Genomic DNA, 17,999 nt, shown 5'->3' on the forward strand with positions numbered 1-17,999 from the left:
CGAATGCATATGCTTCTTGCGCATTATTTTTATACAATTTTTCAACGATAAATTTACGATCAACCGCTAATGAAAATGCTTTACGTACCTTCGCATTTGTAAACGGCTCTTTTTCTACGTTAAACGAATAAATATAAGATGAGAATCCTGCAACACGCTTATATTCTTTATTTCCTTTTTCTTTTTCAATCATCTCTTGTGGTAAACCACTTAGTAAATCTAATTCTTTTGATTTAAATAATTGATACGCTGTTTTAGAGTCTGGAATAATACGAAACTCAATTTCTTTTAGAGTTACCTTTTTATCGTAGTATTCTTTATTTTTTTGTACTGTAATAGCCTGGTTATGCTTCCACTCTTTTAACGTGAATGGTCCATTCGTAATTAACTCTTTTGGATCTGTTTTTAATTTATTATTATCATCAATCGACTTTTTAGCTAATGGAATAAATAATGAGCTTGCTAATTTTTGTTTAATAGAAGCAACTGGATGTTCAAGAGTTACCTTTAATGTTTGAGGATCAACGACTTGAATACCAACTTGTCCCTCTTCACCTTTTCCAGTATTATATGCCTCTGCCCCTTTAATGAAATACATTTCTGTCGCATTCATAGAACCCGTTTTCGGATTTAATAATCGCTTCCATGCAAATTCAAAATCATTTGCCGTAATAGGAGAACCATCTGACCATTTAATATCTTTCTTCAAATGGATTGTATATTCAGTTCCATCAGCATTTACTTCTTCTTTCTCTGCTAATTCATTTTGATATTTCCCATCACTATCTTGCGTATATAAACTTGAAAACAACTGCCCAATTATATAACCTGACGTGCTATCTGTTGCAATAGCAGAATCAAGTGTATATGGATCACTACTAATATTCGTTACTAATCGATCTCCTTCTCCCTTACCGGCACTCGCCTTTTGCGTCTCTTTCTTACCGCAAGCGACCGAAGTAATCGCTAAAACAGTCATAATGACAAACAGTAAAAACTTCTTCATCCTACATTCTCCTTTAACCCGAAATTTTTGGTGTTGATGCTAATAATGTTTTTGTATAAGAATGTTGTGGATTACGGAACACTTCGTCCGTATTTCCAAATTCAACAAGTTCTCCTTTATATAAGACAGCCACTTTTTCACATAAATAGTGAACCATCGGCAAATCATGCGCGATAAATAAATATGTATAGCCTTGCTCCTTTTGAATCTTTTGCAGCAGATGTACAATTTGAATTTGCAATGAAACGTCTAATGCCGAAATTGGTTCATCAAGAATTAATACTTCTGGCTCACATAATAGCGCTCTTGCAATAGCAATACGTTGACGTTGTCCTCCGCTAAATTCATGCGGATATCGATCAATATATCTTCTATCTAATCCAACACGCTCTAGCGCATCACCTGCTACTTTATCCTTCAACCCTTTATCACCTAAACCGAATGAAATATAACCTTCCGTTACGCTATCGCGTACTTTCCAGCGCGGATTTAATGCAGCTGTAGAATCTTGAAAAATGAACTGTACTTTCTGTAAAAACTCTCGCTTATGAGCTGACTTCAGCTTGTGAACGACTTGACCGTTATAATCAATTTCACCAGACGTTGGACTCTCAATCCCTGCTATGAGCTTTCCAAGTGTTGTTTTTCCTGAACCACTTTCACCAATAATGCCAAGTGTTGTTCCTTTCGGGATAGAAAGTGATATGTCTTTTAACGCTGTGATTTCTTTACTTTTACTTCCGTACGTTTTCATTACTTGCTTCACAGTAATTAAATCTGTCGTCATGAGGCATTCACCTTCTCTTTTGATTTCGCTTTATTATGCTCTAGAACATGCTGCCAACAATGTGAACTATGCTCCTTAGAATATGTTGTTCTCTCTGGGAAACGATGAATACATTCTTTTATCGCTACTGGACAACGATTTACAAAAGGACAACCAAAGCTATTTAATGTTTCAATGGAAGGTGTCGTTCCTTCTATAGCACGTAATACCTTTTCGGAATCATCCATATTCGGAATTGCTTGTAATAAACTTTTCGTATATGGATGTTTAGGAGAACCTATTACCTCCTGTATCGTTCCTTTTTCAACGACACGTCCCCCGTACATAACAACTACTCGATCAGCTACTTCACGTACAAGTGCCAAATCATGTGTAATTAATAAAATACTCGTATTTTGTTTTTCTTTTCTTTCTTTTAATAGCCCCATAATTTGTTTCTGAATCGTTACATCTAACGCTGTTGTCGGCTCGTCTGCAATTACAAGCTTTGGATGACAAGCAAACGCAATTGCTAAACAAATACGCTGCCTCATACCTCCGCTTAATTGATGTGGGTACTGTTCAAAGCGTTTCTCTGCTTCATGTATCCCTAAATCTGCTAACAAGTTAATCGCAATTTCCTTTGCTTCTCTTTTCGATTTTTTCTCATGTTGCAAAACTACTTCTGTAATTTGTTTGCCTACCTTCATCGTTGGGTTTAAAGATGAAAGCAGATCTTGAAATATAAAGGAAATATCTTTTCCGCGAATTTGATTCCATTCTGACTCTTGTAAATTCGTTAATTCCTTTGCTTGGAAAGCTATATTTCCATCATCGATATGAATTGATTCTTGATTCAAGCCGATAATGGATTGTGCTGTGACACTTTTTCCTGAACCACTTTCTCCTACAAGTGCAACTATTTCACCTTCGTTAATAGAAAAGGAAACATGTTTCACAATCGCTTGCTTACTATTCTCTTTTTCAACGGCTAACGTTACGTTTTCTAAAGATAAGATTTGTGCCATGTTTTTTCTCCTTTCGATTCCGTTTGACGATTTTTGGATCAATCGCATCTTGCAAACCATCACCAATTGCATTAAATGCGAACATAATGAGTGCAATCATGATTGCCGGGAAAAATAGCTGCCACCATTCTCCGCTCAATAATGTCCCGAGTGCATCATTCGTCATCGTCCCCCAACTTGCCGCTGGTGATTGTACTCCAAGTCCTATAAAGCTTAAAAATGATTCTGAAAAAATAGCTGCTGGAATTGTAAATGATAAATTTACGATAATAATCCCTGTTAAATTCGGAATTAAATGCCCATATATAATTTTCATATGTGATGTACCTAATCGCTCTGCTGCAATAACAAACTCTCGTTGTTTTAAAGACAATACTTGTGCTCGAATGAGACGAGCCATTCCAATCCATCCCGTTAATGCAAGGGCGATAATAATGGTGAAAAGACCTGGTTTCATAACAATTAATAGTAAAATAACAATTAATAAATATGGGATGCCGTATAATACTTCAATTCCTCTTATAATCCACTCATCAATTAACGTTCCAAGGCGATTACGCCCTCTCACATATCCACTAAATCCACCAATCAGTACACCAAGCCCTATATCGAGGGCAGCTGCTACTAATCCAACTGTTAGTGAAATCTTCCCACCAGCCCAAGTACGTGCCCAAATATCTCTCCCTAGATCATCTGTTCCAAACCAATGTTCACTACTCGGCGGTAAATTTGTTGCCTCTTTTACTTGTTCACTCGCAGTAAATGAAGTTAAACTTTCGCCAATAAGCGAGAAAACAATAATTAGCAATAACGTCACTGTTCCTAAAACTGCGATTGGATTCGATATAAACTTACGAAACACTTCTTTCTTTCTGCTAATCGTTTGCTGATTTTTATTTATCGTTAATTCTTTTTTCTCTTCTTTCGTTAATAACTGTTCATTAATTTCATAAGCTCCCATTTAAATATCCCCCCTCCTTATGTAATAGAACGAATACGCGGATCAACAATGCGGTGAATAATATCTGTGATGAAAATACAAGCAATTAATAATGCACTATAGAAAATCGTTGTTCCCATAATCACCGGATAGTCTCGGTTAAAAATACTATCTACGAAATATTTTCCTAGGCCAGGAATTGAAAAGATTTTTTCAATAACGAAAGTCCCTGTTAAAAGTCCCGCCATTAACGGTCCCACAAATGTAAGTACTGGAACAATCGCATTTCGAAGAGCATGTCTTATAATAATCGTCTTAATTGGTATACCTTTTGCTCTTGCTAGCTTAATATAATCACTCTGCAGTACTTCGATCATATTAGAACGAACAAACCTTGTAATAACTGCAATTGGCCCTAACGCTAATGCAAAGGATGGCAATACCGTATGTTCGAATGTTCCCCAAGAGGCTACTGGTAAAAACTCAAATTGGATAGCAAATACTTGTATAAATAGTGGTGCTAAAATAAAACTTGGAATAGAAATACCTAGAATTGCGAGCAAACTCACACTATAGTCAATTACCCTCCCATGATATAGAGCAGCAAATGTCCCTGCCGCAATTCCTACCAACAATGAAATAACAAGTGCTTGTAGACCAATAATTGCTGATGGACCAAAGCCAGTTGTTATAATTTCTGATACACCTTGCCCGGTTGATTGAACAGATTCACCAAAATCAAAATGAACTACACCGTCTAAATAAGCAACATATTGATTCCATAACGGTTCATCAAGGTGATACTTCGCTCTCATGTTTTGGATCACTTCTTCAGGAAAGATTTTTGCATCTGATGAAAATGGATCTCCCGGAATAATATGCATAATTAGAAATGTCACTGTCGTAATAACCCATAGTGTGAACACCATAACCGATAATTTTTTAATTACATACACTTCAATAACCCCCCTAAACACATGAATTTACTTTGTTTTATGAATGTACTTTTTCCATTACTCCCTTTTCTCTTTTTAGAATACAAAAAGCCTTGATCTTAAAAAATAAGATCAAGGCTTAACAAACAAAGGCCCATCACTTATCTTTCAAGACTTGCTTGCTGGAATTAGCACGGTGTTCCTATTACAGAACCCGCTGCTGAGGTGTCATAGGGCCAGTCCCTCTACCTCTCTGGATAAGTAAATTGCTATATTATTATTTGGTTCAAATTGTATATTTCGAATTATAATTCTGAAAAATCGAAAAGTCAATCAAATTGGATAAATTTAGAAAAATCAGTTTTTAATTCTTTTATCGAAATTACAGTTTTCGGCTTATCATAACAAGAAATGATGTTAAAGGAGTTATAAGATGGATCCCTTACTTCTTGCTACTATAGGATTATCCTTAACTATCGTTATACTTGTCATCATCGGCTTCTATAAACTCTTTATTAAAAAGAAACGTATCACTTCTTTCTTATACCCCTTTCGATAATATTACCGGGCAAACTATTTCCGAATTTCACGAAGAACAGAAAATATTAGTATCCGAGGATGCAGACGGAGATGGTAAGAAGAAAAAATAACCTTGCACAGGCAAGGTTATTTTTTCGTTTCTGCTTGAAAACGTTTATAGTATGTCGATGCTGTTGCAAAATTAATTTCTATATCACGAATCAACGATGAATCTTCTTCTTTAGCTAACTTCTGTAATTTTTTCATCGCTTGTTCCGATTCATTCAAGAAACCAACATATACTTCATGTTCTTGCTCTTTCGACTTCGGCACACGAATTTCTTTACGTATATGATCAATATCTTCTAACATGCTCGTTGTTACCTTTTGCACATCTTCTTTATATGTAGCATTCGTTATTTCCTTACCGCCCTTTTCTTTTGCCACTTCAAATAACTGCAGTGCTTTATTAATTTCTTTATTCATTTTTATATCGTATTTTTCATGTACTGCAAGGTATTCTTTCATCTCTTCTGTTTGTTCAGCAGATTGCTCTACCTTTTCTTTCGTTTCTTTCGTATCTTTATTTCCATTACACCCTGCTAGAAGGAGCATACTTCCCATTACAGCAATACCCAAAACCTTCTTCATCTCTTCTTCTCCTTTTATCTACAGCTATTACTCATTATAGTTTCTTTTATCTCCACTTGTTATTATACCGAGAACGCCCTACTTTTTACACTTAAGACGACATCGTAATATATATACCAACATGTTTGTCACAGTATCGTCACTTTATACAAATAACTTTTGCAATGCTTTACTACATCACCTTACAAAACTGTAAGCACACATAAAGAACAAACCATGCTAGACTTACATATGCATAACGCAAACATATGTAAGTTTTTAAGGAGAATCATCTATGTACAACACAATGCCTTTTATGGGAGAAGATATTCGTGTCCTTATTCGCGAAAAATCACTTCATATCGAAAATACAGAGAGCCTTCGCCGCGTATTAAAGAAGAAGCATGCTCCATTTAAGTTAGCTCAATATTTAAAACAACAACATACAAATCAATTTCATACCGTGCTAAATATATCGGATAAATCATTAACAATCGAAATCATCGGTCATGTCTACATTGGAAACTTCGCAGATATCTTAAAAGAAATCCCACGTATACCGAAGATTGCTCCTATTATCGTTAAAAAAGCGTATAAAATTACGGACCATACCGATATTATCGACTGCGGGGAAAAAGAAGTCGATAGTAATCGCTGGGTGTGGGATAAACTTGCTGTTTTATATGATACGATCATGAATAATATGTATGAGGTATTTCAAAAAAATGAAAAAAAGAACTGATTCAAACATTCCCTTTGAATCAGTTCTTTTTGTTAAGCCTCTAAATTTTGTCTTTGTTGCAGTTCAAACTGCTTCTCACTTCTTCTGGCCATAAATAGATAACATAATACTGCTCCTACTTCACAAAGCGCAATAACAACACCCATCGGTAACGCTGTATTACTCCCACCAATACCTACTAGCGGAGCGACAAGCGCTCCTGAAATGAACTGTAATAAGCCTAATAAAGCTGACGCTGTTCCTGCAGCTTGCTTCTGATTTCTCATCGCTAATGAGAACCCAGTTGTTGATACAACCCCGACACTTGATACAACAAGGAATAACGAACATAAAACACCGATTAAACCTATTCCTAGTACGATTGTCAGTAGTAAAGATAGGCCACCAACAGCTGCGATAATAATACCAGTAACAAATAATGTCTTCTCATTCACTTTCCCCGCTAAACGACCCGTTACCTGACTAGCAATAATAATACCGATGCCGTTAATCGCAAAGAATAAACTAAATTGCTGTGGCGATGCTCCGTATATGTTCTGCAACACAAATGGTGAGCCCGAAATGTATGCAAACATTGCCGCTGTTACTAATCCTTGTGACAATGCATATCCCATAAACAGACGGTCCTTTAACAATTTTCCGTACGTCGCCAAAGTCCCTGACAAACCACCCGTTTCTCTTTCTTCAGGAGGTAATGTTTCACGCAATACAAAAGTAGCCGAGATTAACATGAATACGCTAATTGCTCCAAGAACGATGAAAACACCGCGCCACGTTGTAAACTGTAACAATTGCCCTCCAATAATTGGTGCCAAAATAGGTGCTGCTCCGTTTACTAACATAAGCAGTGAGAAAAACTTCGTCATTTCAGAACCTGAGTACATATCACGTACCATTGCACGTGATATAACAATCCCGGCTGATCCTGAAGCTCCTTGTAGGAAGCGCAATAATACTAATGTCCAAATAGATGGCGCAACAGCACAAAGTAAAGAAGAAGCAACATAAATAATAAGAGCAATAATAAGTGGTTTGCGTCTTCCGTAAATATCGCTAATTGAGCCAACAAATAATTGTCCTACTGACAACCCAAGCAAACAAGCTGTTAATGTAAGCTGGGCTAGGGATGCACCTGTTTGCAAGTCATCCGTTAACTTCGGTAATGAAGGCAAATACATATCAATAGATAATGGCCCAATCGCCGTAAGTGTTCCTAATACAAGAATCATCCATAACCTGTTTGCCTTTACAGGTTTATATATTTCGTGATTAACTTCATTCACTTTTTCAATTCACCCTTTCCTATACATACTGAATCGTAACAATTATAGTTACATCATAAACATACGTCAAGTACAGCGCATTTTCCTCTTTCATAATGTGAAAAAGTAAAGCGATAGAAATTCTATCGCTTTACTTTTTCACATTGCTATTCGTAAATTTAGATACCGAGGCCATCGTCTCTCCTGTATCTAAATATGTAATTTGAATTGGGTCTCCTACTTCTGTAAACATAGCATACGGGAATTTCTTCACCGGTATCATAAATACCTTTTGTTCATTCTCTAAAAGTACGTACACGATTGTATTTTCACCTGATTTCTCTTTATATACACGTTGTACAATACCTTCTTTTTGCGCTTCTTTTCCTGTTGAGGTTGGTCTAAAGGTATCACCATTACTACTCATTACGTTTTTATAATTCTCAAGCGCTTCTTTCTGCGAAGAACCTGTCGCAAATATTTTTGCATTAGCAGCATATACAACTGTATGTGCACGTACTAGGCCTCCGTCATCAACAACCGGAATAATCCAAGCTGGTTTTCCGTATACGTTATAAATGACAGGCATTGTCCCATGCCATTTCTCTCTCTTAAAGGAATTATCCACTACTTCTGTAGCTGCTGAACCATCCATAATCCCCTTTACTTCTTTTCCATTATAGTAATATAGCTTGCCTGTGCGTGCATCTACTAATGAATAGCCTAGGGCTGAATCTACTCCTTCTTTTGGAGAAGTAAAGTCTGTAAAATAATACAGTGTTCCATCTTTACCAAAGATCGGGGTCACGCCTTCTTTCGTTCCCCACTCAGTCGGGATTTTCATATCTGTTTGTGAGAATTTCGTATTCCAAAATCCGTGAATATATTTACCAAAGTACGTATTTAACGTAGATGCAGTCTCATGATTTAATACACCATCAACAAATTTAGGTGCCTTTCCTTTATCATATCTTTTCACTTCACCTGTTTGTGCATCTACTACGACAACACCTTCTACCTCAAATCCAGATCTTCCTGAAATAAATTCACCATACGTCATTGTATAATATGGTTTTCCTTTATCATCAACCTCAAATTTAGGTTTTCCTTTAAAGATTAAATTTGGTTCTGCTTGCCTTACCACACGCTCTAACTTATTACCAAAAAACATGCTTGGCACATATTTCATTTTATAACCGAGGTGCAGTTTCGCTTCCGCATCAGGATTCGTACCTGACATCGTTACATACCCTGGAATTGTCTCAGCTTTACGCGCTTTAAAAAATCCTGAAACTTCAATTGGCGCTACATATAAAGCTTCGCCGTTTACCATTTGTGGCGTTAATTCTCCTAGCTCAAAATAAGCTACTTTCGGAATATCACCAAATACTTTTTTCATCTTATTCTCCGCTGTCTTTGGCGGCACTGTAAACGGCTGGTCATTTTCAGTAAATGGCTCTGAAATATCTTTCTCTACCTTAACAACAGAATCATATTTCTTTTGCGAGATTACTATATCGTGCAAATAACCAAAGTAGCCGTAACTTGCGAGTAAAATAAACATTAGAAGTCCTTTTAGCGTACCTTCTAATTTCCCTATTTGATCTTGTGAAAATAAAACAAGCCCAATTAAAATTGCTACTGCAACAGAATAATGAGTAAGAATCGAATCTACTCGATCATCAATTAGCCAAAAGTATTCATAGATTGCAATACCTATCCAAAATAAAACAGGAATAACTAAAATAGATGATTTCTTACCCTTTACAACCTTCTTATCTCCCTTCTTATCCACTGCTCGAAGCTTACTACTGCTTCTTGTCCATGGAATCAAAAACAAAGTAAGAATAGCTAAAACTACAAATTTCATCAAAGGCACTGTCCCCTTTTCTTTTGTATTCCCTTTTAGTATAACAAATAAAGGGTATTAAGGTGAAAATAGGAATAGTTATATTTTTTTACTACTTAATACAATCCCGCTCACTACATATAGAATAGATGCAATATAAAAAATTGTACCAATCGTAAAGAAATCTACTAAATATCCCGTGGCAATAACCGCTACTGCTCCGCCAATGGATGTCCACACATGGTATTTTCCAATCTCATAACCAGCCTTTTCCTGCGCAACCTTTCGTGCTAATGAAGTCTTCTCAGTATTACGCTGCACAGCACCTAAAACTCCCATTACAATTTGAAGAATATACACATGCCATACTTCCGTGGCAATCGGAAAGCAAAGCATTAAGATTGCCATGGACCAAGCGTATATTATTAATAATTTTTTATCCCCTACTTGATCAGATATCTTTCCCACTAGTGGATATACAAGTGCTGATGTTAAAGCAAATAAGCCATACGCCCAGCCAAATTGCGAGAAGCTATTTCCAACGTTTCGAAGCAATAATATATAAAAAGGAAATACCATACTTCCTGCCATCATGATGATACTTTGCGAAGCCACAAATCTTCTATATGTCATTTCGTATACTCCCTATAAAATAAATTCACAAATCTCTCTTCTGAATCTACTTCCTTCTTTTTCTTGAGAAATTCTTCAATACGAGGATATGCCCTCTTTAACTGCTCTTTCGTTGGATAAGAATAATACGGCAAATAGTAACTACCGTTATGCTTTAAAGTAACATCAATCATCTTCCGAATGACATCCGCTGTTTTCTTTATCTCACTCTCTGAGCGTCCCTGGTTAATCAAAAGAACCAGCGCAAACATATCATCTTTCGCATAGGACAAAACTGCATTTTCATTCTTTTCCACGTAACGAATCGTAATGTTGAGTAAATTAAACTCTTCTTCATTTAATGCGTTACGTAAATCATCTATATACTCCGTGAAAGCATCTATAGGCACAAAGTATTCTTGTAACACTTCGGTCCTATTTGGATTTTCATATTCCATAAAAGCACTATCTGATCTCATAACATTATTACGCGTCTCATACTTTCCATCTGTACGTTCAAAATAACCTCTTTGTATATCCCAAAATATATTCTTTCCCCAATCACTATAACGTGATAACCCAAGTAAAAATTTAGGTGCAGCTATAATATTTTCTTCCTTTAATTCACTGTACTCTTCTCTCATATTTTGATTTTGTGCCAAAGTATAATCCGTCACATACATCTCTTTTAAAAATGAATTTGGAGCAACAGAAATACGCGCTAAGTGCATACGAACATTCTCATCTCTTTTCACTTTCTCTTTGAAATAAGATGCGTATTCTTTATAATCTATCATTCTCGTGTGCATTTCATATAATTCATCATCTGTTAACTTCAGCGTCACATCTAAAATAACTCCAAATAAACCGTAACCACCAATGACATATGGAAATAACTCTGCATTTTCTTCTCTACTTACATTACGTACCGTGCCATCTGCCATTAACAATCTGAATGACTCTACTGTATCAATTAGTGCCTCATGACGAATATCACGCCCGTGTACATTTACACTTAATGAACCACCAACAGTAAAAATATTTTGAGACTGCATGACCTGTACCGCAAGGCCATATGGATTTATTTTCTTCTGAATATCATTCCACGTGACACCACTTTGAACTGTAATCCGCTTCTTCTCTGGATCAAATTCTAGTATTTTATTATATCCTTTCATATCGAGCATCGTGCCATTCGGATAATATGTCTGTCCTCCTTGGCTATGTTGCATGCCTGCAATGGAAATTTTCTCTCCTGAAACTTTTGCATCTCGCACTAATTTTATTAACGAGTGCTCTTCCGTAGCACTTTCAACACGTTTTATTTTTGTCGGAAGCAATTTACCTACATCACTCATAATAGGATGATCAATTTGTTTTTTATACGTATGTACAGACGTTGCAAGCAAAACCGTATATGCGACAATGACCACTGCTATCTTTCTTTTTTTCAAAGGACACTCTCCTTATTAGCAACAAAAAGAGATACCCGTTCTTTCAGGTACCTCTCTTGACAGTGATTACTTTGCTGCTGGCAATTGTATTGGATCAAATTTATCATACGATGTAAACTTTGCATCCGTAATAATGTGCGCTTTATCCTTACCATTGCTACTCATAACCATATCTATCTTTGCTGATTCATATTTAAAATCTTTTGTAATAATATATTCCCCATCTATTTCTTCTATCTTTGCATTTTGGCCTTGTAGCATTTGTTTCTGCTTTTCATCCATACTAGCTAGCATACTCTCTGTCTCTTGCCCTTTTAATGCAAACTTCAGCTTATAATTATCTCCACTTTTCTCCATCTTCACTTTATTTAAAATTTCCGATGGAATCTCTAAATTATCTACCATTCCTTGAGTCGCGTTCATTCCGTTAGCATTTAATTGTTCCTCTGGTACAGACATCACTTCACCCGTATTAGGATTTTTCACCTGACCAGCAATTTTGCCACCTACATCATAAACAATAACCTCTGTACCAGAAACATTCATTTCAGAACGAGAGTTTTTTTTCTTCGGCTCTAGTTGCATTTTGGCCTTCATTACATTCATCTCTGTTCCTTCAGCCTTTATTCCCACATCATATGTCATCGTTACATTTTCTTCGTTTTTAAAAGCTTCATTCGCTTTATTGAAAACATCCTTCGCTGTTAATTCCTTTTCTTTCTGCACAGCTTCTTTTTTCGGTTCATCAGTCTTTTTTGTTTCCTCATTACTACACCCTACTCCTAGACCGACTGCAAGTACTAGACTTGAAATTAAAATAAGTTTTTTCATAACGTCCCCTCCTTCCCAAAAATAATATCATCTCTATTCCTATGAAATCTATATAATTCGTAATATTTATCTTTAAATTTATTTCCTATATAACAACATGTTTGAGAAAAAGTTTAAATATGATGTAAATAATAACAACTCATTTCAGGAGGTCATTATGAAAGCGATTATTTGCACAAAGTATGGACCACCTAATGTTCTCCAGCTTCAAAATGTAGAAAAGCCTAAACCTAAAAAAAATGAAGTATTAGTTAAAATTCACGCAACAAGTGTATCGACTGGAGATTGTAGAATACGTGGCTTTAATAGCCCCCTCTTATTTTGGATTCCTATGCGGATCATATTAGGTTTCAGAAAACCGAGAAAACCTATACTTGGCGTAGAGTTATCCGGTGAAATCGAAGACATTGGAACAGATGTAACACAATTTAAAAAAGGGGATCCAGTTTTTGCATTAACAGAACTCAACCTTGGTGGTTATGCCGAATACACATGCGTGCATGAAAGTGGATTAATAGCATTAAAACCTACCAATGTGACCTATGAAGAAGCTGCCATTATTCCTTTTGGCGGAACTTCAGCATTGCACTTCCTTAGAAAAGGACAGATAAAAAAAGGGCAACAAGTACTTATATACGGCGCCTCTGGGTCAGTAGGGACAGCTGCCGTACAACTTGCTAAATACTTCGGGGCGACTGTCACAGCCATTTGTAGTAGTTCGAATTTCGATTTAGTAACAGCTTTAGGGGCAGACAACGTAATTGATTATATGAAAGAAGATTTTACTAAGCGGGGCGATCACTACGATATTATATTTGACGCAGTTGGAAAATATAAAAAGTCTCTTTGTACAGATGCATTAATGCCTAATGGAAAATATGTATCTGTGAACGGAATGATGGCAAAGGTCAGTAAAGAAGATATGAACCTACTAAAACAACTAGCTGAAACAGAAAAGCTAAAACCTGTTATTGATAGAACTTACCGATTAGAAGAAGTTGTAGAAGCCCATACGTATGTAGAAATGGGCCATAAGAAAGGAAATGTTTCGATTACCTTAAAATAAAATATATTCTGAAAATATTATTGACAATTCTTTTTGTACGATTTACTATTAGTACCATATTTAAAACTACATACACATACTCTTATCAAGAGTGGCGGAGGGACTGGCCCGATGATGCCCGGCAACCGAGCTTATGACGTATAAGCTAAGGTGCTAATTCCTGCAAAACGAGTTTTCGTTTTGGAAGATAAGGGAGGAATCTATTTCGTCTATTCGGCACCTCCCTTATTTTTGGGAGGTGCTTTTTATTTTGGAACGTATATGAAGGGGGATTTATAGATGAAAAAGGTATTATTAAGCATTGTAAGCGGAGCAGTATTATTATTAGGCGCATGTAGCGCGAGTTCAGATAAAGAGGTAAAAGCATTAGACGAGAAAAAGATTACTGTCGGTGTAACAGGTGGGCCGCATGAACAAATTTTTGAAAAGGTAAAAGAAGTTGCCGCAAAAGATGACCTCGAAATTGATATAAAAGTATTTAATGATTATGTAGCGCCAAACATATCTTTAGATGAAAAAAGCCTTGATGTAAATAGCTACCAAACGAAATCGTATTTAGATGTATTTAAAGCTGAACGCAATATGAAATTAGCTGAAGTATTTTCAACAGTAACATTCCCTATGGGCGTATATTCTAAAGATATAAAAGATGTAAAAGACTTAAAAGACGGCGATGCGATTGCTGTACCAAATGACCCAACGAATGAACTGCGAGCTTTAAAATTATTTGAAAAAGCAGGGGTTTTAAAAGTTGATCCAAAGGCTACAGAAAAAGCGACTGCAAAAGATGTAATTGAAAATCCAAAAAAATTAAAGATTGTCGAATTAGAGGCATCTCAATTACCAACGCAACTAAGTGAAGTAAAAGCAGCTGCAATTAACACAAACTTTGCATTAGGTGCAAAATTAAGTCCAGCGAAAGATTCTATTTTCCGCGAAGGAAAAGATTCACCATATGTGAACTGGGTTGTTGTTCGTACTGAAAATAAAGATGATGCCGTTGTAAATAAATTAAAGAAAGCTTATCAATCTAAAGAAGTAAAAGAGTTTATCGAGAAAAAATTTGATGGTTCAGTTTTACCATCTTGGTAGGAGCTGACGATAATGATTGAATTAAAAAACATATCCAAAGTATTTTCAACAAAAAAAGGGACTGTTGAGGCTCTTAAGTCTACTTCCCTTAAAGTAGAAAAAGGCGAGGTATTTGGAATCATTGGGTATAGCGGCGCTGGTAAAAGCACATTGATTCGATGTGTAAATTTATTAGAAAAACCAACGACAGGAAATATCATTGTAAACGAACAAGACTTAACAACGTTATCGACAAAAGAACTAGCAAAAGCGAGACAAAAAATCGGAATGATCTTTCAAGGATTCAATTTACTTAAAACTGTTACCATCTATGAAAACATTGCATTACCTTTACGCCTTGCTGGCATTCCAAAAGCGGAAATTAAAAAAAGGGTAGAAAAATATTTACGCATTGTCGATCTTTTCAATCGAAAAGATGCTTATCCAAGTGAACTTTCTGGCGGTCAAAAACAGCGCGTTGCAATTGCACGTGCACTATCACATGAGCCTGAAGTGTTATTAAGTGACGAAGCAACGAGCGCTTTAGATCCAGAAACAACTGATTCTATTCTTGATTTGTTATTAAAGATTAACGAAGAAATTGGAATTACGATTTTACTCATTACACACGAAATGAACGTTATCCAACGTATATGCGACCGCGTTGCCGTTATGGAACATGGATCTGTAGTCGAAAGTGGGACTGTGAAAGATATTTTCACAAACCCACAACATGTAACAACGAAGAAATTTGTAAATAGCGCCTTTGCAGCTAAAATTCCAGAAGAGGTACAGAAAGAACTACAGAATACTGGAGAAATTGTAACACTTTCATTTATTGGCACTACTTCAGGTGAACCTGCCTTAGCTGTTGCCACAAAACGTTTCCAAGTGTATCCGAATATTTTATCCGGTAATATTACGCAGTTAAAACATGAAGCATATGGGAAACTAGTCGTTCATATGCAAGGAGAACAAAATGAAATCCACCGTGCTTTATCATTTTTACAAGAGCAAGGAATCATTGTAGAAGGAGGTAGAACAGATTATGGGAAACAAGTCCTTTTTGGATGAATGGGGTAAAGTCATATGGGAAGCCACAATTCAAACCTTTCAAATGACATCTATTTCATTACTCATCTCTATCCTTATTGCATTACCACTTGGCGTCACACTTGTTTTAACGAGACCTGGTGGGCAGCGTGAAAATAAAATCATCTATCCTATTCTTAATACGGTTATTAATATCATTCGCTCTCTTCCATTTATCATTCTATTATTCTTCATCTTACCTTTTACAAAGTTTCTAATGGGAACATCCATTGGCGTGCAAGGTGTGATCGTACCACTTGTCGTCTTCACAGCTCCCTATATCGCACGTTTAATGGAGACGGCTTTACTAGAAGTAGATCGCGGTGTCATTGAAGCCTACCAAGCGATGGGCGTTTCTACTATAAAAATCATTTGGCACGTTATGGTGAAAGAAGCTCGTCCCTCCCTTGTACTGGGATTAACAATTGCAACGATTGGCTTAATCGGCGCAACAGCAATGGCTGGTCTTGTAGGTGCTGGCGGGCTAGGAGACTTAGCATATCGCTTCGGACATTTACGCTACGAACCAGAAGTAATGTATGCAACCGTCTTTATTCTGATTATCCTCGTTCAAGGATTACAGTCTTTAGGTAATGGTGTTGCACGAAGACTGAAAAAAGATTAAAAAAGAAGGTATCTCACTAGGGTGAGATACCTTCTTTTTATCCCGCATTAACGGGCAGTAAGATCCCGCCTCAAAATTCAGCGGAAGCAAAAAAGTTAGGCGGGGGATTCACTGCCCGTAAAAGCCCGATTGGTTCAACTAATAATCAGTGGGGGATGAACCCCCCACTGATTAAAGTTTCACTTTACCTTTTAAATCCACCTTCTGAATGAATAACTTGCCCAGTAATCCACTCAGCTTCTTCACTTACTAAAAATTTAATGAGTCTAGCTGCATCCTTTGGCTCACCAATTCTGCCAAAAGGAAACATCGGCTTTAACCCTTGTGTTATCTCTTCAGTCATCCATCCTGTATCGGTTGGTCCTGGATTAATTGCATTCACTGTTATTCCTAAATGAGCTACCTCTGCTGACAATGTACTAGTAAGAGCATCAATAGCTCCCTTCGTTGTCGCATAAGCTAGTTCTCCTGCCATAGGACCTTGAAATTGCCCCGAAGTAATATTAACAATTCTACCACCAGATTTCTTATCAAATCTCCGGGCAAATTGACTACTTAACAATGTAGTCGCACGGATATTTACCATGTAATGCTTATCTAGTTCTTCAGCAGTCAACGTAGAGAAATCATTATTCGTAGAGTACGCTGCATTATTAATTAATATATAAGGGTACCCTAATTGTTCAGTAACTTTATTTATAAGCTCTTTCGGTGCATCATTCCGAGTTAAATCTAACTCCATGCTCGATACTCTAACACCGTTTTGCAATAGCTCTTCTTTTAATTGTATTTGTTCATTTTTATCGACGCCCCAAGGCATCTCTTTATCGTAAGCTGTCCAATACGTAAAAAACATATCGTATCCTGCTTCAGCTAATTCTTTACAAATCGCTGCCCCAATACCATCTAGACGACTTACCCCTGTAACAACTGCTACTTTATTTTTTAATTGATTCATCATATACTCCTCCAAGTTTAAAGGGCGCATATTTTATATAAGAGATATAAATTTCCCCACTTAGACCTCTGTCCTTACAAAAGGGATGTACAAGCCAACTATGCAGTCCTTGCATGATTTACAAATAGCTAAATAAACCCTCACTTATGAGAGAAAAATTCATCTATCCAATTTCTAATCATTACAAGTTCATCCACATATTGAGTCCTTGTCTCCTTTCCATATATCTCTGTTTCTATCATACCAATATGATGTACTATTTCAAATGATAAAAAAATAAAAACCAATATTCCATTCCAAACTTCTATCGAATTTATTATATTATAATATAATAAATAATGGAAATAACCGGAAAAATACTGGTAAATATTTACTAACCTTCTTATAATAAAACGTGGGGCTAATGTGAGAGTTTAGTTTTAAACAAATAGGGGGAAGAAACATGTCAAAAAAATTACTTTCTTTATTTTCTGCAGTAATCGTAGCAGCTTTTGTAATAATCGGCTGTGGTCAAAGCAATACGACAAATAAAGAACAAAAAGAGAATGCAACAAAAGAAAGCAAAACGGAAAAAACGGATTCAACGAAAGAAAGTAAACCTGCTGAAAAAAAA

Annotated in this window: 17 protein-coding genes, 2 pseudogenes and 2 riboswitches; of the genes and pseudogenes, 7 read left to right on the plus strand and 12 right to left on the minus strand. The window is 36.3% G+C overall.

Features of this window, described 5'->3' with window-relative positions:
• The 5 genes from MR170_RS25220 to MR170_RS25240 form a co-directional block, all read right to left on the minus strand.
• Nucleotides 1-1,006 (minus strand): peptide ABC transporter substrate-binding protein (locus MR170_RS25220; RefSeq protein ID WP_242309788.1); only part of this gene is annotated, 1,006 nt, incomplete at its 3' end.
• A 13-nt stretch (nucleotides 1,007-1,019) separates the two neighbouring features.
• Entirely contained in the window at nucleotides 1,020-1,793 is a 774-nt protein-coding gene (locus MR170_RS25225) for an ABC transporter ATP-binding protein (protein ID WP_016083990.1), read from the minus strand.
• Nucleotides 1,790-2,800, minus strand: a complete 1,011-nt coding sequence (locus tag MR170_RS25230) for an ABC transporter ATP-binding protein (protein WP_242309791.1) — start codon at nucleotides 2,798-2,800, stop codon at nucleotides 1,790-1,792. Before MR170_RS25230 ends, MR170_RS25225 begins: the two co-directional genes overlap by 4 nt.
• Nucleotides 2,757-3,761 carry an ABC transporter permease gene (locus tag MR170_RS25235; protein WP_016083992.1) on the minus strand — a complete coding sequence of 335 codons (1,005 nt, stop codon included), beginning with the start codon at nucleotides 3,759-3,761 and terminating at the stop codon, nucleotides 2,757-2,759. Before MR170_RS25235 ends, MR170_RS25230 begins: the two co-directional genes overlap by 44 nt.
• 17 nt (nucleotides 3,762-3,778) lie before the next feature.
• The gene (locus MR170_RS25240; RefSeq protein WP_242309794.1) at nucleotides 3,779-4,696 is read right to left on the minus strand and encodes an ABC transporter permease; all 918 of its coding nucleotides are present in this window, start codon (nucleotides 4,694-4,696) and stop codon (nucleotides 3,779-3,781) included.
• A gap of 137 nt (nucleotides 4,697-4,833) precedes the next feature.
• Nucleotides 4,834-4,939: riboswitch (SAM riboswitch) on the minus strand.
• 169 nt (nucleotides 4,940-5,108) lie between these two features.
• Here MR170_RS25240 and MR170_RS25245 point away from each other — a divergent pair.
• A pseudogene (locus MR170_RS25245) lies at nucleotides 5,109-5,325 on the plus strand (DUF3951 domain-containing protein).
• Between the two features lie 16 nt (nucleotides 5,326-5,341).
• Here MR170_RS25245 and MR170_RS25250 read toward each other — a convergent pair.
• The gene (locus MR170_RS25250) at nucleotides 5,342-5,845 is read right to left on the minus strand and encodes a hypothetical protein (protein ID WP_029441438.1); all 504 of its coding nucleotides are present in this window, start codon (nucleotides 5,843-5,845) and stop codon (nucleotides 5,342-5,344) included.
• A gap of 274 nt (nucleotides 5,846-6,119) precedes the next feature.
• On the opposite strand from MR170_RS25250, the gene MR170_RS25255 reads away from it, so the two are divergent.
• Nucleotides 6,120-6,566: a hypothetical protein gene (locus MR170_RS25255; protein ID WP_050842407.1), complete on the plus strand. Its 447-nt coding sequence runs from the start codon at nucleotides 6,120-6,122 to the stop codon at nucleotides 6,564-6,566.
• A gap of 32 nt (nucleotides 6,567-6,598) precedes the next feature.
• On the opposite strand, the gene MR170_RS25260 is transcribed toward MR170_RS25255, so the two are convergent.
• The 5 genes from MR170_RS25260 to MR170_RS25280 all read right to left on the minus strand — a co-directional run bounded on the left by MR170_RS25260 (nucleotide 6,599) and on the right by MR170_RS25280 (nucleotide 12,574).
• Entirely contained in the window at nucleotides 6,599-7,858 is a 1,260-nt protein-coding gene (locus tag MR170_RS25260) for a multidrug effflux MFS transporter (protein ID WP_242309802.1), read from the minus strand.
• A 121-nt stretch (nucleotides 7,859-7,979) separates the two neighbouring features.
• Nucleotides 7,980-9,698: a DUF3981 domain-containing protein gene (locus MR170_RS25265; RefSeq protein WP_242309805.1), complete on the minus strand. Its 1,719-nt coding sequence runs from the start codon at nucleotides 9,696-9,698 to the stop codon at nucleotides 7,980-7,982.
• Nucleotides 9,699-9,776: 78 nt separating this feature from the next.
• Nucleotides 9,777-10,310 (minus strand): MFS transporter, encoded by a 534-nt coding sequence (locus MR170_RS25270; protein ID WP_029441435.1) that lies wholly within the window; start codon nucleotides 10,308-10,310, stop codon nucleotides 9,777-9,779.
• Nucleotides 10,307-11,743, minus strand: coding sequence for an FAD-binding protein (locus tag MR170_RS25275; RefSeq protein ID WP_242309796.1), 1,437 nt, complete (start codon nucleotides 11,741-11,743; stop codon nucleotides 10,307-10,309). The genes MR170_RS25270 and MR170_RS25275 overlap by 4 nt, the downstream gene beginning before the upstream one ends.
• A gap of 66 nt (nucleotides 11,744-11,809) precedes the next feature.
• Nucleotides 11,810-12,574: a DUF6612 family protein gene (locus MR170_RS25280; RefSeq protein WP_016083999.1), complete on the minus strand. Its 765-nt coding sequence runs from the start codon at nucleotides 12,572-12,574 to the stop codon at nucleotides 11,810-11,812.
• A gap of 157 nt (nucleotides 12,575-12,731) precedes the next feature.
• Between MR170_RS25280 and MR170_RS25285 the strand changes: the two genes are divergently transcribed.
• The 4 genes from MR170_RS25285 (at nucleotide 12,732) to MR170_RS25300 (ending at nucleotide 16,428) form a co-directional block, all read left to right on the plus strand.
• The gene (locus tag MR170_RS25285; protein WP_242309799.1) at nucleotides 12,732-13,640 is read left to right on the plus strand and encodes an NAD(P)-dependent alcohol dehydrogenase; all 909 of its coding nucleotides are present in this window, start codon (nucleotides 12,732-12,734) and stop codon (nucleotides 13,638-13,640) included.
• 79 nt (nucleotides 13,641-13,719) lie between these two features.
• A riboswitch (SAM riboswitch) is annotated at nucleotides 13,720-13,834 on the plus strand.
• An 85-nt stretch (nucleotides 13,835-13,919) separates the two neighbouring features.
• Nucleotides 13,920-14,732 (plus strand): MetQ/NlpA family ABC transporter substrate-binding protein, encoded by an 813-nt coding sequence (locus MR170_RS25290; RefSeq protein ID WP_016084001.1) that lies wholly within the window; start codon nucleotides 13,920-13,922, stop codon nucleotides 14,730-14,732.
• A 12-nt stretch (nucleotides 14,733-14,744) separates the two neighbouring features.
• Nucleotides 14,745-15,785, plus strand: coding sequence for a methionine ABC transporter ATP-binding protein (locus tag MR170_RS25295; RefSeq protein ID WP_016084002.1), 1,041 nt, complete (start codon nucleotides 14,745-14,747; stop codon nucleotides 15,783-15,785).
• Nucleotides 15,760-16,428 (plus strand): methionine ABC transporter permease, encoded by a 669-nt coding sequence (locus MR170_RS25300; protein WP_000527153.1) that lies wholly within the window; start codon nucleotides 15,760-15,762, stop codon nucleotides 16,426-16,428. The genes MR170_RS25295 and MR170_RS25300 overlap by 26 nt, the downstream gene beginning before the upstream one ends.
• Nucleotides 16,429-16,612: 184 nt before the next feature.
• On the opposite strand, the gene MR170_RS25305 is transcribed toward MR170_RS25300, so the two are convergent.
• Entirely contained in the window at nucleotides 16,613-17,389 is a 777-nt protein-coding gene (locus MR170_RS25305; RefSeq protein WP_002162955.1) for an SDR family oxidoreductase, read from the minus strand.
• Between the two features lie 439 nt (nucleotides 17,390-17,828).
• Between MR170_RS25305 and MR170_RS25310 the strand changes: the two are divergent.
• Nucleotides 17,829-17,999, plus strand: a pseudogene (locus MR170_RS25310) (DUF5068 domain-containing protein); the annotation flags it as partial.

Origin of the sequence: Bacillus cereus group sp. BfR-BA-01524, assembly GCF_022662595.1 — a bacterium.
GTDB classification, from domain to species: domain Bacteria; phylum Bacillota; class Bacilli; order Bacillales; family Bacillaceae_G; genus Bacillus_A; species Bacillus_A thuringiensis_S.